Source organism: Ruegeria sp. YTSC004, assembly GCF_059609805.1.
The window spans coordinates 72,500-95,665 of the sequence record NZ_JBXWMJ010000003.1; the positions used below are offsets into that span (position 1 = coordinate 72,500).

24 protein-coding genes and 1 riboswitch are annotated in these 23,166 nt (G+C 57.6%); of the genes, 16 read left to right on the forward strand and 8 right to left on the reverse strand.

Going from position 1 to position 23,166, the window contains the following annotated elements; genetic code table 11:
* The first annotated feature begins 19 nt into the window (after positions 1 to 19).
* From AC2FFP_RS07315 to AC2FFP_RS07325, 3 genes are read left to right on the forward strand one after another with little or no spacing between them, the layout of a single operon-like run.
* The gene (locus tag AC2FFP_RS07315) at positions 20 to 1,243 is read left to right on the forward strand and encodes a class I SAM-dependent RNA methyltransferase (protein ID WP_496777013.1); all 1,224 of its coding nucleotides are present in this window, start codon (positions 20 to 22) and stop codon (positions 1,241 to 1,243) included.
* A gap of 21 nt (positions 1,244 to 1,264) precedes the next feature.
* Positions 1,265 to 2,050, forward strand: coding sequence for an ion transporter (locus AC2FFP_RS07320; RefSeq protein WP_282170605.1), 786 nt, complete (start codon positions 1,265 to 1,267; stop codon positions 2,048 to 2,050).
* 56 nt (positions 2,051 to 2,106) lie between these two features.
* Entirely contained in the window at positions 2,107 to 2,625 is a 519-nt protein-coding gene (locus AC2FFP_RS07325; RefSeq protein ID WP_496736634.1) for a L,D-transpeptidase family protein, read from the forward strand.
* Here the strand turns inward: AC2FFP_RS07325 and AC2FFP_RS07330 are convergent.
* The 7 genes from AC2FFP_RS07330 to cysQ all read right to left on the reverse strand — a co-directional run bounded on the left by AC2FFP_RS07330 (position 2,609) and on the right by cysQ (position 10,607).
* Positions 2,609 to 4,054, reverse strand: a complete 1,446-nt coding sequence (locus tag AC2FFP_RS07330; protein ID WP_496880860.1) for a nodulation protein NodH — start codon at positions 4,052 to 4,054, stop codon at positions 2,609 to 2,611. The genes AC2FFP_RS07325 and AC2FFP_RS07330 overlap by 17 nt on opposite strands.
* Positions 4,055 to 4,060: 6 nt before the next feature.
* Positions 4,061 to 5,761: a DUF5927 domain-containing protein gene (locus AC2FFP_RS07335; RefSeq protein ID WP_496880861.1), complete on the reverse strand. Its 1,701-nt coding sequence runs from the start codon at positions 5,759 to 5,761 to the stop codon at positions 4,061 to 4,063.
* Entirely contained in the window at positions 5,758 to 6,744 is a 987-nt protein-coding gene (locus AC2FFP_RS07340; RefSeq protein WP_496880862.1) for a glycosyltransferase family 2 protein, read from the reverse strand. Before AC2FFP_RS07340 ends, AC2FFP_RS07335 begins: the two co-directional genes overlap by 4 nt.
* 165 nt (positions 6,745 to 6,909) lie before the next feature.
* A complete protein-coding gene (locus AC2FFP_RS07345) occupies positions 6,910 to 7,902 on the reverse strand; it encodes a glycosyltransferase family 2 protein (protein WP_496880919.1) in 993 nt (330 codons plus the stop codon).
* Between the two features lie 55 nt (positions 7,903 to 7,957).
* Positions 7,958 to 8,941, reverse strand: a complete 984-nt coding sequence (gene galE / locus AC2FFP_RS07350; RefSeq protein WP_496880863.1) for a UDP-glucose 4-epimerase GalE — start codon at positions 8,939 to 8,941, stop codon at positions 7,958 to 7,960.
* Positions 8,942 to 9,009: 68 nt separating this feature from the next.
* Positions 9,010 to 9,810 (reverse strand): 3-deoxy-manno-octulosonate cytidylyltransferase, encoded by an 801-nt coding sequence (locus AC2FFP_RS07355; RefSeq protein ID WP_496844848.1) that lies wholly within the window; start codon positions 9,808 to 9,810, stop codon positions 9,010 to 9,012.
* A complete protein-coding gene (cysQ, locus tag AC2FFP_RS07360; protein WP_496844849.1) occupies positions 9,810 to 10,607 on the reverse strand; it encodes a 3'(2'),5'-bisphosphate nucleotidase CysQ in 798 nt (265 codons plus the stop codon). The genes AC2FFP_RS07355 and cysQ overlap by 1 nt, the downstream gene beginning before the upstream one ends.
* 123 nt (positions 10,608 to 10,730) lie before the next feature.
* Between cysQ and AC2FFP_RS07365 the strand changes: the two genes are divergently transcribed.
* Positions 10,731 to 11,552 carry an ABC transporter permease gene (locus AC2FFP_RS07365; protein ID WP_496844850.1) on the forward strand — a complete coding sequence of 274 codons (822 nt, stop codon included), beginning with the start codon at positions 10,731 to 10,733 and terminating at the stop codon, positions 11,550 to 11,552.
* On the opposite strand, the gene AC2FFP_RS07370 is transcribed toward AC2FFP_RS07365, so the two are convergent.
* A complete protein-coding gene (locus AC2FFP_RS07370; protein WP_496726250.1) occupies positions 11,549 to 12,151 on the reverse strand; it encodes an alpha-ketoglutarate-dependent dioxygenase AlkB family protein in 603 nt (200 codons plus the stop codon). The genes AC2FFP_RS07365 and AC2FFP_RS07370 overlap by 4 nt on opposite strands.
* A gap of 212 nt (positions 12,152 to 12,363) precedes the next feature.
* On the opposite strand from AC2FFP_RS07370, the gene dnaK reads away from it, so the two are divergent.
* The 12 genes from dnaK (at position 12,364) to AC2FFP_RS07430 (ending at position 23,142) form a co-directional block, all read left to right on the forward strand.
* Entirely contained in the window at positions 12,364 to 14,274 is a 1,911-nt protein-coding gene (dnaK, locus tag AC2FFP_RS07375) for a molecular chaperone DnaK (protein WP_496765948.1), read from the forward strand.
* A 74-nt stretch (positions 14,275 to 14,348) separates the two neighbouring features.
* A complete protein-coding gene (dnaJ, locus tag AC2FFP_RS07380) occupies positions 14,349 to 15,503 on the forward strand; it encodes a molecular chaperone DnaJ (RefSeq protein ID WP_282119766.1) in 1,155 nt (384 codons plus the stop codon).
* 129 nt (positions 15,504 to 15,632) lie between these two features.
* A riboswitch (TPP riboswitch) is annotated at positions 15,633 to 15,738 on the forward strand.
* Between the two features lie 45 nt (positions 15,739 to 15,783).
* The gene (thiD, locus tag AC2FFP_RS07385; RefSeq protein WP_496765944.1) at positions 15,784 to 16,587 is read left to right on the forward strand and encodes a bifunctional hydroxymethylpyrimidine kinase/phosphomethylpyrimidine kinase; all 804 of its coding nucleotides are present in this window, start codon (positions 15,784 to 15,786) and stop codon (positions 16,585 to 16,587) included.
* Positions 16,584 to 17,561 (forward strand): FAD-dependent oxidoreductase, encoded by a 978-nt coding sequence (locus AC2FFP_RS07390; RefSeq protein WP_496765941.1) that lies wholly within the window; start codon positions 16,584 to 16,586, stop codon positions 17,559 to 17,561. The genes thiD and AC2FFP_RS07390 overlap by 4 nt, the downstream gene beginning before the upstream one ends.
* Complete coding sequence (thiS, locus tag AC2FFP_RS07395) at positions 17,545 to 17,739, forward strand: sulfur carrier protein ThiS (RefSeq protein WP_496721321.1); 195 nt, start codon at positions 17,545 to 17,547, stop codon at positions 17,737 to 17,739. Before AC2FFP_RS07390 ends, thiS begins: the two co-directional genes overlap by 17 nt.
* A gap of 3 nt (positions 17,740 to 17,742) precedes the next feature.
* Positions 17,743 to 18,507 (forward strand): thiazole synthase, encoded by a 765-nt coding sequence (locus AC2FFP_RS07400; protein ID WP_496765939.1) that lies wholly within the window; start codon positions 17,743 to 17,745, stop codon positions 18,505 to 18,507.
* Complete coding sequence (locus AC2FFP_RS07405) at positions 18,504 to 19,100, forward strand: thiamine phosphate synthase (protein ID WP_496765937.1); 597 nt, start codon at positions 18,504 to 18,506, stop codon at positions 19,098 to 19,100. The genes AC2FFP_RS07400 and AC2FFP_RS07405 overlap by 4 nt, the downstream gene beginning before the upstream one ends.
* Complete coding sequence (locus AC2FFP_RS07410; protein ID WP_496880864.1) at positions 19,097 to 20,059, forward strand: HesA/MoeB/ThiF family protein; 963 nt, start codon at positions 19,097 to 19,099, stop codon at positions 20,057 to 20,059. The genes AC2FFP_RS07405 and AC2FFP_RS07410 overlap by 4 nt, the downstream gene beginning before the upstream one ends.
* Positions 20,060 to 20,079: 20 nt before the next feature.
* The gene (locus tag AC2FFP_RS07415; protein WP_496765932.1) at positions 20,080 to 21,015 is read left to right on the forward strand and encodes an ABC transporter substrate-binding protein; all 936 of its coding nucleotides are present in this window, start codon (positions 20,080 to 20,082) and stop codon (positions 21,013 to 21,015) included.
* Positions 21,012 to 21,686, forward strand: coding sequence for a thiaminase II (gene tenA, locus AC2FFP_RS07420; RefSeq protein ID WP_496765930.1), 675 nt, complete (start codon positions 21,012 to 21,014; stop codon positions 21,684 to 21,686). The genes AC2FFP_RS07415 and tenA overlap by 4 nt, the downstream gene beginning before the upstream one ends.
* Positions 21,683 to 22,411 (forward strand): ABC transporter ATP-binding protein, encoded by a 729-nt coding sequence (locus AC2FFP_RS07425; RefSeq protein WP_496765928.1) that lies wholly within the window; start codon positions 21,683 to 21,685, stop codon positions 22,409 to 22,411. Before tenA ends, AC2FFP_RS07425 begins: the two co-directional genes overlap by 4 nt.
* Positions 22,408 to 23,142, forward strand: a complete 735-nt coding sequence (locus AC2FFP_RS07430) for an ABC transporter permease (RefSeq protein WP_496880865.1) — start codon at positions 22,408 to 22,410, stop codon at positions 23,140 to 23,142. Before AC2FFP_RS07425 ends, AC2FFP_RS07430 begins: the two co-directional genes overlap by 4 nt.
* Positions 23,143 to 23,166: the final 24 nt, after the last annotated feature.

Sequence of the window (23,166 nt, forward strand, 5' to 3'; positions counted from 1 at the left end):
GCCCCGGTATCAGGCCCTCATGACGCAAACCTACACCATTACCCGCCTTGGTCATCAAGGCGACGGCATCGCTGATGGCCCCGTTTACGCTCCGCGTACCTTGCCGGGTGAGGTCGTCAGCGGCACGCTGCTGGATCAATTTCTGACAGATATCCGTGTCGAGACGCCCTCGGATCAGCGGGTCAAGGCACCGTGTCGTCACTACAAATCCTGTGGTGGATGCCAGTTGCAGCACGCGGCAGATAGATTCGTTGCGGATTGGAAGGTCGAAGTGGTGCGCACCGCGCTGGCCGCTCAGGGGTTGGAGGCGTCGATGCGCCCGATCCATACGTCACCAGAACGGTCCCGCCGTCGCGCGACGATCGCGGTACGACGGACCAAAAAGGGCACTCTGGCCGGGTTCCATGGCCGCGCGTCAGACACGATCACCGAGATCCCGGATTGCCATTTGCTCGACCCGGCCCTGATCGCGGCCATTCCGGTGGCCGAAGCACTGGCGATTCTGGGTGGCAGCCGTAAAGGCGTGTTGGCGGTGACGCTAACCTTGTCCGAAGCCGGGCTTGATGTGGCGGTCAAAGGCGGCAAACCGCTAGACGGCCCGCTTGAGTTGGCTTTGGCACAAGCGACCGAGAAACACGGTCTTGCCCGGCTCAGCTGGGATGGTGAAGTAATTGCCATGCGCCAGCCACCCGTTCAGCGTTTTGGTCAGGCAAATGTTGTTCCGCCGCCCGGTGCGTTTCTGCAGGCGACAAAGGACGGAGAACAGGCTCTGTTAAAGGCCGTTTCCGAAGCTGTGTGTGGTTCCAAACGCATTGTGGATCTGTTTGCTGGCAGCGGCACATTCTCTTTGCCGCTAGCCGAGGGGGCTGAGGTTCACGCCGTCGAGGGCGAAGCAGCGATGACGCAAGCGCTGGATCAGGGGTGGCGCAGGGCGCAGGGCCTCAAACGGATAACGACCGAGGCACGGGACCTGTTTCGGCGACCGCTGATGCCGGATGAGCTAAAGTCTTTTGATGCTGTGGTGATCGACCCGCCACGCGCCGGGGCCGAGGCGCAAGTGACCGAACTGGCGCAGGCCCTGCGCCCGGTGATTGCCTATGTGTCCTGCAACCCTGTGACCTTCGCCCGTGATGCGAAAATTCTTGTTAATGCGGGCTACACCCTTGAATGGGTACAGGTTGTTGACCAATTTCGATGGTCGTCACACACCGAACTCGCGGCACGGTTCACCCTGAACCCTTAAGACTTACAGGAGACTACCCGAATGGGGATCACCCAACGCCTGCTGACCCTTGTCGAAGCACCAGCTTTCGGGAAGTTCATTACCGGTGTCATAATCTTCAACGCCGTGCTGCTGGGGATGGAGACATCACCCACCCTTATGGAAGTTGCAGGTCCATTGATCGTAACACTGGACAGCCTTTGCCTGACCATTTTCGTTGTTGAAATTTCGATTAAACTTCTGGCCACTGGGCGCAGGTTTTTCACCAACGGCTGGAATGTCTTTGACTTTGTGATTGTCGGCATCGCTCTTGTACCGGGTGGGTCCGGCCTTTCGGTGCTGCGGGCATTGCGGATTTTGCGGGTGCTGCGCGTTATCTCGGTCGCGCCACGCCTGCGCCGCGTGGTTGAGGGTTTTATTTCGGCCTTGCCCGGCATGGCCAGCGTGTTCCTTCTTATGGCGATCCTGTTTTACATCGGTGCGGTGATTTCAACCAAACTGTTCTCACAGACCTTCCCAGACTGGTTCGGCGATCTGGGCCTTTCAGCCTATACGCTGTTCCAGATCATGACGCTGGAAAGCTGGTCCATGGGGATCGTGCGCCCGGTGATGGAGATCTATCCTTACGCTTGGCTGTTCTTTGTGCCGTTCATCATGGTGACCACTTTTGCGGTGGTAAACCTGCTGGTCGGTCTGATCGTGAATTCGATGCAGGATGCGCACCATGCCGAGGACGAAGTCAAAACCGATGCCTATCGTGACGAAGTGCTAGAGCGGCTTGAAAGCATCGAGCGTCGCCTGACAGAGCAGCAAAACATCAAAAAGTGATTTCAGTTTTCACATTTTCTGGCATAATACAGAAAAAAAAGCAGCAGGCAGTGAACATGGATCGTCGAGCATTTGGATTGGGTGCAATGGCAACGCTGAGCCTCTCAGCTTGTGCCTCGGCCAACCCCAGAATTCTAACTTACAACGGACCCGAAGTGACCTCTCTGGTCATCAACAAGGGCTCGCGGAAACTATATCTTCTGCACAATGATAAGATCCTGAAAGAATACAATGTTGATCTTGGATTTGCGCCCAACGGCACCAAAGCCAAGCGCGGTGATGGGCGTACGCCGGAAGGCAGCTACCTGATTGATCGGCACAATCCAAATAGCCGCTATCATCTGTCGCTGGGGATCTCGTACCCGAATTCTGAAGATGTCGCGAAAGCGAAGGCCATGGGTGTCGATCCGGGCGGCGATATCTTCATCCACGGACAACCGAACCGTCGCAAAGAGCGTAAGCGCGCTAAAAAGACGTCGGATTGGACCGCGGGCTGCATCGCCGTCAAGAATGACGAGATCGAAGAGATCTATTCGATGGTAAACCGGGGCACGCTGATTACTCTGCGTCCCTAATCGGTTTCCAGGGCCCAAATCCGAACTGCATATAGTCACGCTGGTACGCCTGGGCGGCCAGCGTTTCCAGTTTGTCGTCATAAATCTCGGCCAAGGTAAACGGTGTATCCGGTTCGCTGAGTTCGGGTAGGGGCGGTGTGCTGTGCCCCATCCGGCGCGCCAGGTCGGGCAGGGCTGTCGTGACCTCATCCTCCCTCAGGATCAGGTCGGGCAATGCGAAGGGCGCCATCCCCTCAAGGGCCTGCGACTGACTGCACCATGCTGCATCCACGCGTATGGCGGTCTGTAGGGCAAGGTTCTGACGCAGGAATGTCAGGAACGCCGAAAACGCCTCGTAGTGCTGCTCAACCGGGTAATTGCCGTCGCGCAATTGCCCGGGGATCGGAATCTTTAACCGGTTGCGCAGGACGTGTCGGATTTTCGGATAGGCGCCGGAACCTGTGTTGAGGATATGTCTGCAAAAGGCCCGATGCGCGCGCGCCATTGGGTGTTGCAGTACGGCGAACTTTCGATGCCCGGGATTGGACAAAAACCACTGACGCGTCTGCTTTCTGTTCTGGTTGGTGAGCAATTGTTCGACATCAACTTGGTCCAGTGCGGCCATCCACCTTGTTACCGGGCTTTCCATTCCCCCGCGGATGGGCATGTACATCAGTGGTGTCTTTGGTGCGGCAACGTAGTTCGCCACCAAGGGGCGTCGGCGTGGTTCGAAATTCGGAGTGCTGTGCAGATTAAAGCTGTCGATCTGTGACAACGCCTGCTCCATTTCGTCGGGGTTCGTCACCTTTGCCAGCGCAGGCTCGGGGTTTTGTGGTTTGAGTGTTTCGTCGATCGCCGACAGCCTGCCGGACACACCCAGCCAGGCGGCAAGACCATTCAACAGGTGCACCTGGTTCAGGTCTTCATAGGCAATGTAAAATGGGGTCTGGCCGCTTTGCTGCAAACGCTGCGCCAGCATCAGGTGGTATTCATGCTGCCGGTTCAGGTATTTCATGAACGCTTCGGCATCGAACTCAACCTGTGCTTCGCGACGACGCTTGATGTTCTTCAGCTGCCACTGCTTGGTTTCGCGCGCAATCTTCAATGAGATGAAACTGTCCAGAGGGTTTCGGGTCAGAATGATCTTGGCGCAACGCGGATCGTCCAAAGCAGGCTCTAACACACGAGAATCATGCCCCTGAAAAAGGCGAAACCCGTTTAGTTCCCCTGGTGCCTGCCGGATCGCTTCAAGCAATGCGGAAGGATCACGATCCCGCTCTTCCACCGAGATGCCCAGCAGAGTGTCGGATTTTAAGCGCCCGATGAAATGGGGATTGAACGCCTCGCCATGGCTGGTGACTCCTTCGATGGCATTCAGGTTCGCCTCAAGCAGGTTGGAACCGGTCCGCATGGCCGCAAGAATGATAAAATAGTCAAATTGGGGCGTCATTTAGCTTTACTGCACCAGATAGGGTTTTCGATATGGCCGGACCCGGTCGGCAAAACTGTCATCCGGCGGGAAATCGCCCATCAGATAGGGGTGCATGCCCTGGTTCTTTAGGTTTTGCAGGAACTGGCCGAACCCGGACAGATCCACCATTTTCGGTGCTTCGGTCAGGTGGCTGGTTTGGGTGGTTCCGGTATCCTCGACCGCGGTCTGCAAAGGCTCGACCGGAGATTCAACGAATTCTGCCAGTGTCCACCTGCGAACCCGCGCCTTGGTCCAGACAGAAGACAGGATTTCCAGTTGCTTGGTTTCGATCTGCTGCAGCCGCGCGGCCTCGGCCCGGATATCGGCAAAGTTTAAGTTTGATCGAAACAGCGGGATCGCCCAGGCCCCGGTTATGACGGAAATCAGCGCATTCTTGTCCCGAGCCAAGAGCCAGTTGATCTCTTGCGTGTCGGCGGGGCCGAACTGAAAACACTGTTTTTCGCCGCGTGTGTTCCAGATCAGGTTCGAAAGGAAAGCCGTTGGGTTGTAGTCCCGCAGCTTTGCGCAGTCGCTGAGGCCGCCGTTGACGATGGTTTCTCCTCCAGCGAATTCAGCGCGCTTCGGGTCAAACAGGTGCCCGTGGACACGCGCGCCGGTGATGTTGCTCAACCAGGGTTCAAAATCTTCGAACACTTCGGTAAAGCCCTGAAAAACTGAATACGGAGAGGACGTCAGCCCGTTTTCGTTGCCGTGCCGTGGAAACCGGCTTTGCATGTACAACCCGTCCCGCCCACGTGTGCGCCGTTCGACTGCTTTGGAAAACACCCGGTCAATTTTGCTCGGGTTGGGCTCTGTGGGTTTCATGGCTCCGGCCTGATCGGTCAGAAAGGCCTGATACAGGCGATCCGCGTCGGGCCAGGCTTTGCGGGCAACAAAACAGTCGGATCTGCGCAGCAGCTGCAGGTGATCGTCATAGAAAATATGCGGACGACCCTGATAGTCGAATTTGGACAGGGTCAGAGACCGACTTTCGATATGGGTCGAATACAGGCGCGCCAGCGTCTGGAAGTAACTTTCGTCGGGAATCCAGACGCGCCGGAAATACCGGTCATAGGTCTCGCGTTTTGGATCCTGCAATATGGCTGACAGGGTTTGGCGGGTAAGGCACCACCACTGACTACCCATATGCGGCACCAACCCTTCGGGTATGTGGCGTCGAATGCGCAATGCGCGCTGCAGTTTCACATAGGCATCGAACAGTTTGCGGTTCTTGCGCCACGAGAACGGAAATCTCAGGGTAAAGCGTTCCTGATCCAAGCCCCCCATAGTCCAGCTCACATCAGAGGTTGTGGCGCTTTCGATAAAATCCACGCGCGGCCGGTCCGAGAGGTAATTGACCAGTTCATCCACTGGTCGCAACGGAAGACAAGACCCCGAAGTCAGGAAAACATGGCGGACATCGGGGAATGTCTCAAGCATCAGCGTGGCGGCAGATTGCGAGGCGGCAACGATGCCCCACCCACCCCAGTTGCAGACATGACGGTCAGAAAACCGGATAAGCGGGTCATTCGCACAGGCGTCAACGAATTCCGCATAGACCTTGTTTGGCACCTTGCGATCCACATGGATCACCACCGGGCACCCCGAAGAGGTCCAGTGTCGGGCCACTTGCCCGGCCCGGTTCAGCGCGGTGTGAACCAGCATAATGATGCCAAGGTCGCTCATGCCCAGTTTCCTTTCGACATGAGGCCCAGAATCTCAAGTTGTCGCCAGTTGATGTAGGCTTCGGACCTATCGCACCAGAACTCGGGCATATCCGCCAAATGTTCGGCATAGGCGCGATATTCGTCAGAGCTGCGGTAATGCTGGCCGCGCTCCATCTCTTCCTGGGCCTTCTCGCCCAGTGTGCTGATGAGTTTGGCGTGCAACAACGCGCCGCTTGCTTTTTCGCCACCCCATTCATCAAACACCTGGTTCAACCCGCGTGGCAGCAGCGCATGGGTCGAGCTGACATAGACATAGCGCTTGTCCCATTTCACCAATGGTATCTTGTTTAGCGCAGGCGCTTTTTTCGGCGTGTCCTTAAAGAACACACGCGTGCGGGGTCCGCCTTGAATCCAGAGATTCCCGTAGGTCGGGTTCTTTGTGATCGTATAATTGCCTGCATCAAACCATTTGGCGATTTCGAACGGGTTTTGTCCCTCAGAATAGATGGCGTCTTCGACTGGTCCTTCGGGATACATGTCGATCAGCATTGCACTGAAGCTGCGCACGGCGCAGCCGTCCAGCCAGTCGGTCAGGGCACGGATCGGCCGGGTATCGCAGAATGGATAGATGAAGAATTCGTCCGGATCGACGGTCAGAACCCAGTGGCGGTGTGCATATTTGCGCAGCAGGTAGTTTGTCCAGTCCACCCCAAACGACGCACGCTTATAGCTTGCATCGGCTCGCCAGACCGAGACGTCGGGTTGACCCGCCAGATATTCAAGTGACCCGTCATTGCTGGCGTTATCAACGAACAGAAAATGGTTGATGCCCAGCTGCCGGTAGTAGGCCAGAAAATATGGCAGGCGGATTTTCTCATTCCGTATGACGCTGACCAGCAGGACGTCTTTCCGTTTTATCGAATTTGTATTTACGGAAACGGGAATAAGGTCGCGCCGCTTTCGAAGACAGCGCAGGATACGGCGCTTGCGCCGCAATCTCATTCGGTATGAATCCAATAGGCCCACGCGACTGCCCAACCTTTGTTATTTACGCGAGCGTGCCCGGAGGCTGTACAAGCCAGAGTGGTACCGGACAATTGCCGTTTTATGCCATTTTTCCATCTTTCGAAGCAACGACTTTAAAAACCGTTAGTTCGAGTTGTGACTTTACCAGTCAATTATTCCCATCAGGCCCAGCTGCTGCAAAGATTCCCAACCAGTGTATCGCTTGGAATCAGGCGTCCACATGACAGGGTGTTCCATGATGCCGTCATAGTAGTCTGCAAACTGTTCAGGATCGTGAAAGTGTTGCCGGCGCTCTTTCTCGATCTTTGATTTTTCCACAACTTCGGGCAGGAATTTTGTGTGTAACAAGACACCAGATGACGCTGTGTCGCCGGGCCCTCCGTAACTGGCGTTCAAGTAGCGTGGCAATGCGGAATGGCACGAATTCACATAGGCGTAGCGCCGCGACCACCGGACCAGTGGGATTTTGTTCAGCGTCGGAGATCGGCGCGGGGTGTCGGCAAAAAACATGCGCTCGCGCGCGCCGCCCTGTACCCAAAGGTTGCCCAGCGGGCTTTGCCTTTGTGCCCGGTAGGGGGCGGCATCAAACCACCTCACCACGTCGGTCGGGTCGGTTTCAGGATCGTAGCCTTGTTCCCCCAGCGGGCCATTGGGATAAAGATCCAGCATCAGCGCGCCGAATGCCACACGTCCCTGATCATCCAGCCATTTCGTCAGGTCGGGTAGGGGCCGGGTGCCATGATCGGGGTAGATCAGCAACTCATCCGCGTCGACCATCAGGGTCCAGTGGTCGTGCCCATAGCGCATTTGCAGCCAGGTCAGCCAATCCAGCCCATAGCGCGACATGCGATAGCTGTCCCGGGTCTGCCACAGAGAAACGTCCGGCTGTTCCTTGAGAAAGGGCACCGAGCCATCGTCGCTGTCGTTGTCGACGATCAGAAAGTGATTGACGCCCAATGCGCGATAATGGCGCAGGAACCAGGGCAGGCGGGTGATTTCATTGCGCAGCGTGGTGAAGGCCAGAATACCACCGGGTATGATGTTCGCCGTGCGATCGCTCAGACAGGACAATTGATGGCGGCTGCGAAAGGACCGCCACAACAACCGCTGTCGTTTTAGCCGCAACTTGTACATTTGCACCCATGAGATGGACGGAAGCGTATCTTCCCCTGTACCAGTCACAATAAGCTCATTTTTCGTAATGGCCGTTCTGATGCCAGCGCCATGCATCGGCAATCATTGTCTCTAACGTTGATCTTTCCGGGGACCAGCCAAGCTCGTTACCCGCAAGAACAGAACCGGATACCAGCTTGGTGCAATCGCCCGCTCGACGCGGTCCGATCGCGAAAGGCACGTCGCGGTTGGTGACGGCCTTGGAATGGCTGATCACATCCATCACCGAAAACCCCGACCCGGTGCCAAGGTTGAACACGCGGCTGCCCTTGTCTTGCTCCAGCCAGTTCAGCCCCAAGACATGGGCGTCGACCAGATCGCAAACGTGTACATAATCGCGGATGCAGGTGCCGTCTGGTGTGTCGTAGTCCGTCCCGAATACCGTCAATCCGTCGCGCTTGCCGTCGATGGCATCCAGCATCAGAGGCACAAGGTGGGTTTCCGGGCGGTGGAACTCACCCACCTCGCCATCAGGGTCGGCACCGGCCACGTTGAAATACCGGAAGATCACGTGGTTCAGCCCGTGCGCGGTCTCGAAATCGCGCAGGATATCTTCGATGGCACGTTTTGAGGCGCCGTATGCGTTCAGCGGCAGTTGCGGCGTGTCTTCGTCCAGCACCACATTGTCATGCTCGCCATAGGTGGCGCAGGTGGACGAGAATACAAAGTTCTCACATCCGGCGGCCACCGTGGCTTCGATCAAATTCAGCGAACCGGTCACGTTGTTGGACCAGTATTTGCCAGGCTCGGACATGGCCTCACCCACTTGGCTGAGGGCGGCAAAATGCATCACGGCCAAGGGTTCGTATTTGGCGAAGACCTCATCCAGCCGGGCACGATCCAACAGATCGCCCTGTTCGAACGGACCGAACTTCACCGCATCCTGCCAGCCAGTGACCAGATTGTCGAAGGTCACAGGCGTGTAACCAGCTTGAGAAAGCGCCTTACAGGCATGCGATCCAATGTACCCGGCACCGCCAGTGACAAGAATGTTCTTCATATTCGTTCCAAATTGCGGTGTGACGCCCGGTTAGACGTCGTCTCGACAGGAGTTCAGGTGAAAATAGGTCAATCCAACCCCATAGCGGCCATCATCTCTTCGAGCTTCGGCACATCTTGCGGGTTATTCAATTCCCAGAATTGGCGGCCCTTGGCCTCAACCTCAACGCACAGAACCTTGCGGCCATTTTCCATAAAGCGTAGCTGTTCCAGCCCTTCCAATTGCTCCAAAGGTCCTACTGGCCAGGTTGGATAGGCTGACAGCGCATCGGGGCGATAGGCGTAGACGCCGACATGGTGGAACACCGGTGTCGGTTCGGTGCCGGCAAAAGTTTCGGCGGTAAAAGGCACAACCTCTTTCGAGAAGTACATTGCGCTGTGATCGGTCGCAAATACGGCAGTTGTGCCGCCGACCCGCCCGTTTTTGCGATCGTTCAGCAAGCTGTTCAAAGCATCTCCGTCACAGCGCAGAACCGGCGTCGCGACCCCGGCGTAGGGCGCGGCGCGCAGACCGGCGATCAGGTCTTCGACAAACCAATGTGGTGTCAGTGGTGCATCCCCTTGCAGGTTGACCACGATCTCATAGCCTGCGCCCAGAGCAGTATGGGCCTCGGCGCATCGCTCAGTGCCATTGCCGCAGGTCTCGGATGTCATCACCACCTCAGCCCCGAACCCTTCGGCCACGTCGCGGATGCGGTCGTCATCGGTGGCGACAACCACCTTGTCCACGCCCGACACAGAACATGCAGCGCGCCAGGATCGTTCGATCAGGGTCATCGCATTGCCGCTTGCCCCGGTCAGCAAAACCAGCGGCTTGCCGGGGTAGCGGGTTGAGGCATAGCGGGCGGGGATGGCAATCAGAACAGACATCAGGCCTCCTTCAGGTCAACGCCCGGAGCGTAGGCGATAAAGAACGGGTTTGCATAGCCGTCCTTGCCATAGGTCAATGACGAGTGATCATCGAAACGAACAACCTTGCCGCCCGCGCCAGCCAACACGGCATGACCTGCGGCGGTGTCCCACTCCATCGTGCGCCCGACGCGGGGATAGAGGTCCGCTTCCCCTGTTGCGACCAGACAGAATTTCAGGGACGAGCCCGCGCTTTTGCTGTCCTTGACCTGATATTTGTTGATGTAATCTTCGGTCGCCTGATCGCGGTGTGATTTTGACGCGACGATCATAAGTGCCGAATTGTCCGGTTCTGACACCGAAATCGGGGTCACGTCGCCGGCCTGTGCCTTGTTCAGCGCGCCGGTTTCCTCAACCGATTGACCGTCAGCTTGCGTGTAGAACATGCGCCCCTTGGCCGGTGCATACACAACGCCCCGAGTTGGCACTCCGTTTTCGACCAATGCGATGTTCACCGTGAAATCACCGCGCCGGTTGATGAATTCCTTGGTGCCGTCCAGCGGATCGACGATCAGAAATGTGTCGCCTTTTTCGGAATGTGATGCGGCCTGTTCTTCGGTCACCAGCAGAATATCCGGGAATGCCGCGCGCAAGCCCGCCGAAATCAAGGCATCGGCTGCCTCATCAGCCTCGGTCACCGGGCTGGCGTCGGATTTGACTTTGACGTCGAAATCATCCGCCTCGTAAATCTGCATGATTGTGTCCCCGGCTTCCAGCGCCAGACGTCTGATTACGGGAATAAGGGCGTCATAGGTCACAAAAATGCTCCGTTGCTGTAGTTTGTTGATCGAAATCCTTGTGGGTCTTATGCTGTGCCGGTTACGGAACGGCAAGAATTTCGTGGCAGTTTGCAGGTAATTCAGCGGGAAAGAGTGCACTGAGTGTTTTATTTTAAGCGGAATCAGACCCTTCTGGGCGGCGCTTTCACGACTTCCGAGCTTATCTTCCATGCGGTGGCGCATGGAATACGGTCCAGACATTCGAATGCTGTGATCGCGATCATTGTGAATATCTTGCAAATTCTCGCACTTGTGACCGTGTTTTACCTGATCATGTCGATGCTGGGCACGCGGGTCGCCAAGATCAGGGGTAACATTATCCTATTTCTGTTGTCAGGTGTCTTTCTGTTCCTGACCCATATCAAAGCCGTCTCGTCCGTCTCTGGCGTGGCAACAGGAAACAACCCGATGATGCTGCACTCTCCGATGAACATGATGGTTGCGCTGTTGGCAACCGCATTTGGGTCGCTTTACACGCAGTTGGTCTCGATCCTTGTGATCCTTTTCATCTACACTGTCGCAGTTGAGCCATTGGAGATCCAAGAACCGGGTGGCGCGTTCTATATGTTGATATTGGCCTGGTTTACCGGATGCGCGGTGGGCGTCGTGTTTATGGCAATCTCGCCATGGTTTCCCACCACCACGGGAATTCTCAGTACAATCTATCGACGCCTGAACATGATTTTTTCTGGCAAAATGGTTGTAGGGAACGCGCTGGGTGGCTTCATGCTGAGCTTCTTTGCCTGGAACCCGTTGTTTCACATAATCGACCAGTGCCGCGGCTTTGTCTTTCGCAATTACTTTCCGCGAAACACCAGTTGGGAATATGCGATTTGGGTTGGAATGGCCTTGTTGATGATTGGGTTGCTGGGTATCTTTTTCACCCGTCAGCATGTGTCGGCCAGTTGGGGCGCGCGCCGCTAGTTTGCCACCCGTAAGGTCAGGTTGATCCGTCCACCTTTGGGCAACAGTTTGGATGAACCGAAACGGATGCGGTCTACCCCGTGATAGGTCAGGCGGGCGGGGCCGCCCATGACTACGACGTCGCCGGAGTTCAGCCAGATCGACTCGGTCTTGCCGCCCCGGGTTTCGTTTCCGATGCGAAAAAGGGCATCGTCGCCCAGCGAAATGGACAGGACAGGCCATGAAAAATCTGCCTCGTCCTTGTCTTGATGCAGCCCCATACGCGCACCTTCGCCGTAATAGTTGATCAGACAGCAATCCGGATCGCGTTGGGTGCTGGCAAGCTTGCGCCATATGCTCAGTATCGTATCGGGAATGTCAGGCCACACCGTTCCTTTAGGGTGTTGCGCCTGATATCGGTAACCCCCTTTGTCGGTGACCCAGCCAAGCGCCCCGGCCGAGGTCATACGCACCGACATTTCCTTGCCCGAAGGCGTAACCGGCCGGAACAGCGGCGCAGATTTCAGAATCGGGCGCAATGCCTCAATCAGTTGCGTTTGTGCCGCAACGTCCAGATAGGTTTTTCTGATGTCAAATCCGCGCAAAAGCAGCCGCGCCATTGAAGATTCCCCAATCCTTGCCAAAACCTTGCCAAAAAGGCCGCAGATTCCCGAAAACCTGCCTTTTACACCGCTTGCAGGCCTCTGATCTCGCCCTTATATACGCCGGGACGCGCGATGGTGTAGTGCTGTTGCGCAAACCAGATCGGGGCCGGATGCCATAACGGGTCCGGACCTCGAGACATCGCCTTGAAGAGAAAGGGATTGAACATATGGGAAAAGTAATCGGTATTGACCTCGGGACCACCAACTCGTGTGTGGCCATCATGGACGGCTCTCAGCCGAAGGTCATCGAAAACGCAGAAGGGGCGCGGACCACGCCCTCGATCGTCGCCTTCACCGAAGATGAGCGTCTGGTTGGTCAGCCTGCAAAACGTCAGGCGGTCACCAACCCCGACAACACGATCTTTGGCGTCAAGCGTCTGATCGGTCGTCGTGTGGATGATGCAGAAGTCCAGAAAGACAAGAAAATGGTGCCGTACGCCATCGTGGATGGCGGCAACGGTGACGCGTGGGTGGAAGCCCGCGGTGAAAAATACTCCCCAAGCCAGATTTCGGCCTTCACTCTGGGCAAGATGAAGGAAACTGCCGAGAGCTATCTGGGTGAAGAAGTCACGCAGGCGGTCATCACCGTTCCCGCGTATTTCAATGACGCACAGCGTCAGGCCACCAAAGACGCAGGCAAAATCGCCGGTCTGGAAGTGCTGCGGATCATCAACGAACCGACAGCCGCCGCGCTGGCCTATGGCCTGGACAAAGAAGAAACCCAAACCATCGCGGTTTATGACCTTGGTGGTGGTACGTTCGACGTGACCATTCTGGAAATCGACGACGGGCTGTTCGAGGTCAAATCGACCAATGGTGACACCTTCCTGGGTGGTGAAGACTTTGACATGCGCATCGTCAACTACCTGGCGGACGAGTTCAAAAAGGAACACGGTGTCGACCTGTCGCAAGACAAGATGGCCCTTCAGCGCCTGAAAGAAGCTGCTGAAAAAGCCAAGATCGAGCTGTCCTCGACCTCGCAGACCGAAATTAACCAGCCGTTCATCTCGATGGGCGCTAATGGTCAGCCGCTGCACATGGTCATGAAACTGACCCGTGCCAAGCTGGAATCGCTGGTTGGTGACCTGATCAAGAAGTCGATGAAACCCTGTCAGGCCGCATTGAAAGACGCCGGTTTGTCGGCGGGCGACATTGACGAGGTTGTTCTGGTCGGTGGTATGACCCGCATGCCGAAGGTGATCGAAGAGGTCACCAAATTCTTCGGTAAAGAACCGCACAAGGGTGTGAACCCGGACGAAGTTGTTGCCATGGGCGCCGCCATTCAGGCCGGTGTTCTGCAGGGTGACGTCAAAGATGTGGTTCTGCTGGACGTAACCCCGCTTTCGCTGGGGATTGAGACGCTGGGTGGCGTGTTCACCCGTCTGATCGACCGCAACACCACGATCCCGACCAAAAAGTCTCAGGTCTTCTCGACTGCCGAGGACAACCAGAACGCTGTGACCATCCGCTGCTTCCAGGGGGAACGCGAAATGGCTGCGGACAACAAGATCCTGGGTCAGTTCAATCTTGAAGATATTCCGCCCGCACCGCGTGGCATGCCTCAGATCGAGGTGACTTTTGACATCGACGCCAACGGCATTGTCTCGGTTTCGGCCAAAGACAAAGGCACCGGCAAAGAGCAGAAGATCACCATCCAGGCATCGGGTGGTCTGTCGGATGAAGATATCGACAAGATGGTCAAGGACGCCGAAGAGAACGCCGAGGCGGACAAGGAACGCCGCGAGCTGATCGAGGCGAAGAACCAGGCGGAAAGCCTCATCCACTCGACCGAGAAGTCGATGGAAGAGCATGCCGACAAGGTCGACCCGACCACCATCGAAGCTATCGAGCTGGCGATTGTCGCGCTGAAGGACGAGCTGGAAACCGAGAATGCCGACAAGATCAAGTCAGGCATTCAGAACGTGACCGAAGCCGCCATGAAGCTGGGCGAAGCCATCTACAAGGCGCAGTCTGAAGAGACCGAGGATGAGCCTGCGGCGGCGGATGCCGCTCCGGCTGGTGAAGACGATATCGTCGATGCCGAATTCGAAGATCTTGACGACGAAAAGCGTAAGTAACGGGAAACCGGGCCAATTCGGGCCGGTCCGGTCACCGGGCCGGCCCGATTACGTTGCGGCAGAAGGAAATACTGATGTCAAAACGCGACTACTATGATGTGCTCGGCGTGTCCAAGGGCGCATCAGCGGACGAGATCAAGAAGGGCTTTCGCACGAAAGCCAAGGAATTGCATCCCGACCGCAACAAGGACAACCCGGATTCCGAGGCTCAGTTCAAAGAAGCGAACGAAGCTTACGACGTCTTGCGCGATGCCGAAAAAAAGGCCGCGTATGACCGTTTTGGTCATGCCGCGTTTGAAAACGGTATGGGCGGCGGTGGCCGTCCCGGCGGCGGATTTGGCGGACAGGGCGATTTCTCCAGTGCCTTCTCGGACGTGTTCGATGACCTGTTCGGCGATTTTATGGGTGGTCAGCGCGGTGCTACCGGGGGTGGTCGACGGGCCGCGCGCGGGTCAGACCTGCGTTACAACCTGCGTGTAAGCCTGGAAGAAGCATTCTCTGGCCTGCAAAAGACGATCAACGTGCCTGCTGCCGTGGCCTGCTCGGCCTGTGACGGCTCGGGTGCGGAAGGCGGGGTTGAGCCCACAACCTGCCCGACCTGTTCGGGCATGGGGAAAGTGCGGGCGCAACAGGGCTTTTTCACAGTTGAACGGTCGTGCCCGACTTGTTCGGGTCTGGGTCAAATTATCAAGAACCCCTGTAAATCATGCGGCGGCGCCGGGCGCGTCGAAAAAGAACGCGCGCTGTCGGTCAACATTCCGGCCGGTGTCGAAACCGGCACACGCATCCGTCTTGCGGGCGAAGGTGAGGCCGGGATGCGCGGTGGCCCCCCGGGCGACCTGTATATTTTTGTCGAAGTTTCGGACCACAAGCTGTTCGAGCGCGACAGCGTAAACCTGTATTGCCGTGTTCCGGTCAGCATGGCCAAGGCAGCGCTGGGCGGTTCGATCGAAGTGCCCACTATCGACGGTGGCCGGGGTCGCGTGCAAATTCCGGCTGGCAGCCAGTCAGGACGTCAGATGCGCTTGCGCAGCAAAGGCATGCCCGCCCTTCGCGGCGGTGGCGTTGGCGATATGTTCATCGAACTGGCCGTCGAAACCCCGGTCAATCTGACCAGCCGTCAAAAAGAGCTGCTGCGTGAGTTCGACGATCTGGGCGAAGATAACCATCCGGAATCAAAAAGCTTTTTCTCGTCCGTCAAGTCATTTTGGGACGGTATGAAGGGCTGAACCTGCACACCTGAACATCAAACAGAAGCCGGTCCGTTGAGGCCGGCTTTTGCATTTCATAAGTCCAGATTGACCGTAATCTGCACCAAAATTGGCCCTTGATTCCCCCGCCATCCCCTGAGAGTGTCGCCCCAACCGTTGGGGTGCCCTGTTTGGGGGCTGAGAGGCGTGAATGCGCTAACCCATCGAACCTGATCCGGGCAATACCGGCGTAGGGAACGGTCTTTTAGTGTTTAGACGTTTTCCATGCCCGTTGCCCATTTTGAACCGGAGCAACGACATGGCACCCATTGCCTTAACAATCGCAGGATCTGACAGCGGCGGAGGGGCTGGAATTCAGGCTGACCTCAAGGCGATGTCCGCGCTTGGCGTTTACGGGGCCAGCGTGATTACCGCAGTGACGGCGCAGAATACTCGCGCAGTTACGGCGGTGCATGGCATCCCTCTGGACGTAATTGTAGCCCAGATCGAGGCTGTTCTGACCGACCTGGATGTTGGTGCGATCAAGATCGGAATGCTGGCGACCCCTCAGATCATCCAACGTGTCGCAGATAGTATCGCCGAATTTGATGGGCCGGTAGTTTTGGATCCGGTCATGATCGCGAAATCCGGCGATGCCTTGCTGGCAGAAGAGGCGGTGCAAACCCTGCGCGACGTATTGTTGCCGCGCGCGACGGTGTTAACGCCAAACCTGCCCGAAGCAGCCTGCCTGCTGGGCTCTGAGTCTGAGGACAGCCTCGAACAGATGATCGCACAAGGGCAAGATCTGTGTGCACTTGGCGCTGGTGCGGTTCTGATGAAGGGCGGTCACGGCAAGGGTGACATCTGCCATGACATATTGATCTCACATTCGGGCGTGATTGCTCAGTTTCAAGCGCCGCGCCAACAGACCCGCAACACCCACGGAACCGGGTGCACGCTGTCCTCATCCATAGCGGCCGGGTTGGCTAAGGGCCTTTCGCTGCCCCAGGCCGTGGCGCAAGCACATGACTATCTGCAAGGCGCTATCGCTCAGGCTGATGCTCTAAAAATCGGACAAGGTCACGGGCCTGTTCATCACTTCCATCAGGTTTGGCCCGCGTGACCGTCTGGTCGATCATAGGGGCAGGTGTGGCCGGGTTGGCCGTTGCTTCCGAACTTGTCGCGCGCGGGGCCAAGGTTCAGGTGTTTGATCCCGGTGGTGCACCTGGGCCGCATGGCTGCTCCTGGTGGGCGGGCGGAATGTTGGCACCTTGGTGCGAGTATGAAAACGCCGAGGAACCTGTCCTGCGTCTGGGGCAATTGGCAATCGACTGGTGGGCCAAACGCACTCAGGTCCACAGGCGCGGCACACTGGTTGTTGCTAACCCACGGGATCTGCCGGATCTGCGTCGTTTCGCCCGCAGAACTGAGGGGTTTTCTGAAGTTGATGACAGAGAAATAACCTTATTAGAGCCTGATCTGTATGGTTTCAAAAAAGGTCTCTACTTTGCTGCGGAAGCCCATTTGGATCCGCGTCAGGCCTTGCTGGATCTGTCGCACCAGCTTCAGGATCACGGTGTTGAATTCCATCATGCGTGCGCTCCGACGGGATTGGACAACGCCATTGATTGCAGAGGTCTGCACGCGCGCGAATACCTGCAGGACTTGCGCGGCGTGAAGGGTGAGATGCTGGTGATACGGTGCCCAGACGTGACACTGACCCGGCCTATACGCCTGCTTCATCCACGCGTGCCGCTGTATATCGTTCCACGCGGCGACGGCGTCTACATGCTGGGCGCGACAATGATCGAATCCGAGGATAGCAGCCGAATTACCGCACGCTCGATGCTTGAGTTGCTGAGCGCAGCCTACGCCCTGAACCCCGCCTTTGGTGAGGCTGAAGTGTTGGAAACCGGCGTCGATCTGCGCCCCGCTTTCCCCGACAACCTGCCGCGTATTCGGCGGCTGGGACCGACAATCTATGCCAACGGCCTCTACCGCCACGGCTACTTGCTGGCCCCTGCACTGGCCAAGGGCGTGGCTGACCTAGCGTTGGACAACAAACATTCGGAGATGGTCGATGAAGATCGTACTTAACGGCGAGATGCGCGACGTGCAGGCCGAAACTCTTTCCGGCCTTTTGCAGGAATGCGGGTTTTCGGGCCGGGTGGCGACGGCTGTGAACGAGGGTTTTGTGCCTTCGAGCCTGCGCAAGGCCCGTAAAATCAAGGATGGCGATCGGATCGAAGTCGTCGCCCCGATGCAGGGGGGGTGAGCGATGAAGACCGTCTACGGCACATCACTGCCGAACCCGCTGATGCTGGGCACCGCGCAATATCCAAGCCCTGCAATCTTGGAACAGGCATTTCGGGACAGCGGGGCCGGGGTGGCCACCGTATCTTTGCGACGCGAAGCAGGCGCAGGACAAACCTTTTGGCAGATGATCCGCGATCTGAGCGTTCTTATCCTGCCCAACACAGCGGGTTGCCATACGGTGAAAGAGGCTGTGACCACCGCCCATATGGCACGTGAGGTGTTTGACACCAAATGGATCAAGCTGGAACTAATCGGGCATACCGACAGCCTCCAGCCCGACGTGTTCCAACTGGTCGAGGCCGCGCGCATTCTGACCGAAGACGGGTTCGAGGTGTTTCCCTATACCACGGACGACCTGATCGTGGGTGAGCGCCTTTTGGCGGTAGGGTGTGAGGTTCTGATGCCTTGGGGCGCTCCGATAGGCTCGGGCCGTGGTTTGAACAACGAATACGCCTTGCGCGCAATGCGGGCTGAGTTTCCCGAAGTACCACTGGTGATTGACGCAGGTATCGGCCTGCCCAGCCACGCCGCTCATGCGATGGAGCTTGGGTATGATGCTGTTCTGCTGAACACTGCGGTGGCACGGGCCGGTGATCCCGCAGCAATGGCCAAGGCGATGAAGCTGGGCATCGAGGCCGGGCAATTGGCCTATCAGGCCGACCCGATCGAAGCGCGCGATATGGCCGAACCCTCGACCCCCGTTATCGGAAAGGCGTTTTTGTCATGAAACTCGACCGGTTTTACCCAATCTTCGACCATTCCGACTGGCTGCGCCGGATGCTGCCTCTGGGCGTGAAACTGGTGCAGTTGCGGATCAAGGACCAACCGGATGCGGTCGTGCGTGAACAGATCGCGGTTTCGCGGGATCTGTGCCGTGCGCATGGGGCTGTTCTGGTGGTGAATGACCATTGGCAGGTTGCCATCGACGCAGGCTGCGACTGGATTCATTTGGGACAAGAGGATCTGGATGACGCAGATCTGAAGGCGATCCGACGCGCAGGGCTGAAACTGGGTGTCTCGACCCATGACGATGACGAGCTTGAGCGTGTTCTGGCCATGACCCCCGATTATGTCGCGCTTGGTCCCGTCTACCCAACGATCCTGAAAAAGATGAAATGGGAACAACAAGGCCTGCCGCGTGTCACTGAATGGAAAGCGCGCGTGGGGGAAGTCCCTTTGGTCGGTATAGGCGGGATGAGTGTGGAGCGCGCGCCGGGGGTGTTGCAGGCCGGGGCGGACATTGTCTCAGTCGTGACAGACATCACCTTGAATGCAGACCCAGAAGCCCGCGTACGTGCGTGGATCGAGGTCACTAAATGAGCCGCTACGCCCGTCAGATGATCCTGCCGGAGGTCGGCGCCCGTGGACAGGCCCGCCTATCCGGCGCGCGGGTTCTTGTGGTGGGGGCCGGGGGGCTGGCAGCGCCGGTTTTGCCTTTGCTGGCTGGTGCTGGGGTTGGATATTTGACCATCGTAGACCCCGATGAAGTCGCCCTGTCGAACCTCCCTCGCCAGACCTTGTTTGGCGAGGGGGACTGTGGCCGTCCCAAAACCGAAGTCGCGGCTGAGCGGTGTCAGGCCTTAAACTCTGAAATTACGATCTCCACGAAAAATCAGGCTCTAACCAATCTAAATTCGCAACGATTTGCCTCACAAGTCGATGTCATCCTCGATTGCGCAGACAGTTATGCGGCAAGCTATACGCTGTCGGATACGTGTCGCGCGCTTGGCAAACCGCTGATAAGCGCCTCGGTCCTAGGGTTGTCCGGCTATGTCGGCGGTTTCTGCGGTGGTGCCCCATCTTTGCGGGCGGTTTTTCCCGACGCGCCGGGCAGTGGTGCAAGCTGTGCCACGGCTGGTGTGTTGGGTCCGGTCGTCGGAATGATTGGCGCGATGCAAGCGCAAATGGCGCTGAGTGTTGTTCTCGGGATGGACCCTTCGCCACTTGGGCAGATGGTTCAGTTCAATGCTCGCACGATGCGAAGTAGCACGTTCCGCTTTGACGGCGCGCCTGAGCCCAGCCATCACTTCCCGTTTGTGTCGGTCTGCCAACTGACCACGGATGATTTGATCATCGAGTTGCGGAGCCCGGATGAGGCCCCTGAACCCATTCATCCCAAAGCACTCCGCGGGTCTACTGAATTGGCAAAAATAGTGCCTAACAAAAGCAAAAGACTGGCATTTTGCTGTTCCACCGGCCTGCGTGCGTGGCGTGCTGCCGAAAAATTGCAACCGGATTGGCCGGGCGAGATCGTTCTCGTCGCGGCCTCAACCTCGTGAACGAAAAGGATACGCGAGATATGAAAAAGTTGATGACAGCAATTGCCCTACTGGCCGCCGCGCCGGCCTGGGCCGAAGACAAGATGACCGTTCTGCTGGACTGGTTCGTTAACCCCGACCACGGGCCCATCATCGTGGCGCAAGAGAACGGATACTTTGCCGACGAGGGGCTGAATATTGAGATTGTGCCACCCGCGGATCCATCGGCCCCTCCGCGTCTGGTTGCCGCCGGGCAAGCTGATCTGGCGGTCTCCTACCAGCCGCAACTTCACCTGCAAATCCATGAGGGCCTGCCGCTGAAGCGCGTCGGCACCTTGGTCGCGACGCCGTTGAACTGCCTGCTGGTGCTACAGGACGGTCCGATCAAAACGCTCGCCGACCTCAAGGGCAAAAAAATCGGCTTCTCGGTCGCGGGCGTTGAAGAGGCCGTTCTGGGCGCCATGCTGAACGCCCATGATGTCGCGCTAGACGATATTGAGATGGTCAACGTCAACTTCTCGCTGTCGCCATCGCTGATGACGGGACAGGTGGATGCGGTGATCGGTGCCTTCCGGAACTTTGAATTGAACCAGATGGATATCGAAGGCGTCGCGGGCCGCTGTTTCTACATCGAGGAAGAAGGCGTGCCGTCTTATGATGAGCTGATCTATGTCGCCAACCCCGACACGATGGATGCGGATAAGGTCGCCCGTTTCCTGGCTGCGACCGAAAAGGCGACCCAGTTCATCGTCAACAACCCGGAAAAAAGCTGGGAAATCTTTGCCGCCACCTCACCCGAATTGCAGGATGAGCTGAACGCGCGCGCATGGGTTGATACACTGCCCCGTTTCGCGCTGCGCCCGGCAGGTTTTGATGCAGGTCGCTATGCCCGTTTCGAGGCTTTCCTCAAAGACAGCGGTATGATCGACAGCATCAATCCGGTCAGCGACATCTCAGTAGATGTGACCGTGCAATGAGCGACTATGGCAAAGCATTCGCGCTGATGCGTGAGGCGGCGCAGGGGCCGTGGCAGGATTACACCTGCCACGCTTTTGTCGAAGGGATGAAGGACGGCTCGCTGCCGCGCGCGGCGTTTCTGCACTATCTGCGGCAAGACTATGTGTTCCTGATTCATTTCTCGCGCGCCTGGGCGCTGGCAGTCGTGAAATCTGAAACGCATGCGGAAATGTTGGCAGCCTCGCGCACCGTGAACGGGTTGATCAGCGAAGAGATGAAGCTGCATATCGGGATCTGCGAGGCCGAAGGCATCCCGCAGGACCAGCTGTTTGCCACGCCGGAACGTGCCGGGAACTTGGCATATACGCGTTTCGTGCTAGAGGCTGGGTACAGCGGCGATCTACTTGATCTGCTGGCGGCTTTGGTACCTTGTGTGATGGGCTATGGTGAGATTGGCACAAGACTGGCGACCGAGGCGACGTCTGACACCTATCGCGATTGGATCGCCACCTATGCCAGCGATGACTACCAAGATGCCTGCGTGGCGGTTGGGGAATTGTTGGATATGGCTCTAACGAGGCGTATTGGAGAGAATTTCGAAGCATCCCCGCGTTGGACTCGTCTGTGCCACACCTTCCGTACCGCGACCGAGTTAGAGGTCAATTTCTGGCAAATGGGCCTGACTCCATGACCCCAGCCCCCGATCTGACCGTCCGTGGTTCGGCTGCGATTGGCGACTCGTTATTGTTCGCGCCGTTGACCCTGACGCTTGCAGCAGGGCGGTGGACGTGTCTGCTGGGTGGATCGGGGGTCGGCAAAACCACCATTCTGCGCCTGATTGCTGGCTTGGACACTGGCGCAGAGTTCACCGGTCAGATTACCGCCAGTGACGGACAATCTGTGCGGGAGCGGGTAGCCTACATGGCGCAGGACGATCTGTTGTTGCCTTGGGCGACTGTGGCGCAGAACGTCCTGCTGGGTGCGCGGTTGCGCGGAGAAAAGCCAGATTTGCGCCGCTGTGATCAGCTGATCGAACGGATGCGCCTGCAGGATCATATGACCAGGAAGCCCGCCGAACTCTCTGGTGGGCAACGTCAACGCGTGGCCTTGGCCCGCACGTTGATGGAAGATCGGCCCATCGTTCTACTGGACGAGCCGTTCTCGGCCCTGGACGCCCGCACCCGCGCGGATATGCAGGACCTTGCGGCCGAAGCGTTACAGGACCGAACCGTGCTGCTGGTCACCCATGATCCGGGCGAGGCTGCCCGGTTGGGGCAATCCATCGTGGTCATGACGCAGAACGGCATAACGCCCTGCCAACCCCCGCATGCACCGGCCCCACGCAGCGTCGATGATCTGGAGACGCTTGAGGCGCAGGGCGCCTTACTGCGTATGCTTCGTGAGGAAGCGGCATGAAATTGTTGTCAGCTCTAGCTGCGACGCTATTTGCGTTGGCGATCTGGCAGGGGATCGTTTCCCTGACCGGCCTGCCGAAATTCATTCTTCCCGGCCCGGCTTTGGTGGCCGAGACCTGGTGGCAGAACCGCTGGGTTATCGCGGAACACACATGGGTTACGGCGGTCGAGGTCGTTATCGGCTTGGCTTGTGGAACGGTTCTTGGCGTTTTGACAGCATTGCAATTGGCCAATTCCCGCGCCGCGCGAGTGCTGGTACAGCCGATGCTGGTGTTCACGCAGGCATTGCCGGTCTTCGCACTGGCGCCGTTGCTGACCCTTTGGCTGGGCTATGGTCTGTGGTCCAAGGTCGCAATGGCGGTGTTGATCATCTATTTCCCGATCACCTCTTCCTTTTTTGACGGGTTGATGCGCACGCCGCCCGGATATCTTGATCTGGCGCGGACCATGCAGGCCAGCCGGCACGCCGTGTTGTGGCACATTCGTATCCCTGCAGCTTTGCCCTCATTGGCGTCCGGAATGCGGCTGGCGGCCGTCTATGCCCCGATCGGAGCGGTGATCGGAGAATGGGTCGGGTCGTCGCAAGGGTTGGGGTACCTAATGCTGCTGGCCAATGGGCGGGCCAAAACCGATTTGATGTTTGCGGCGATGCTGACTCTGGGGTTTTTTTCGATCCTGCTGCACCTGACCGTTCGACGGGCAACTGCAGGCATTGCGGGTGAGACGCGTTAACCATTCAGAAACCGATTCTGCGGC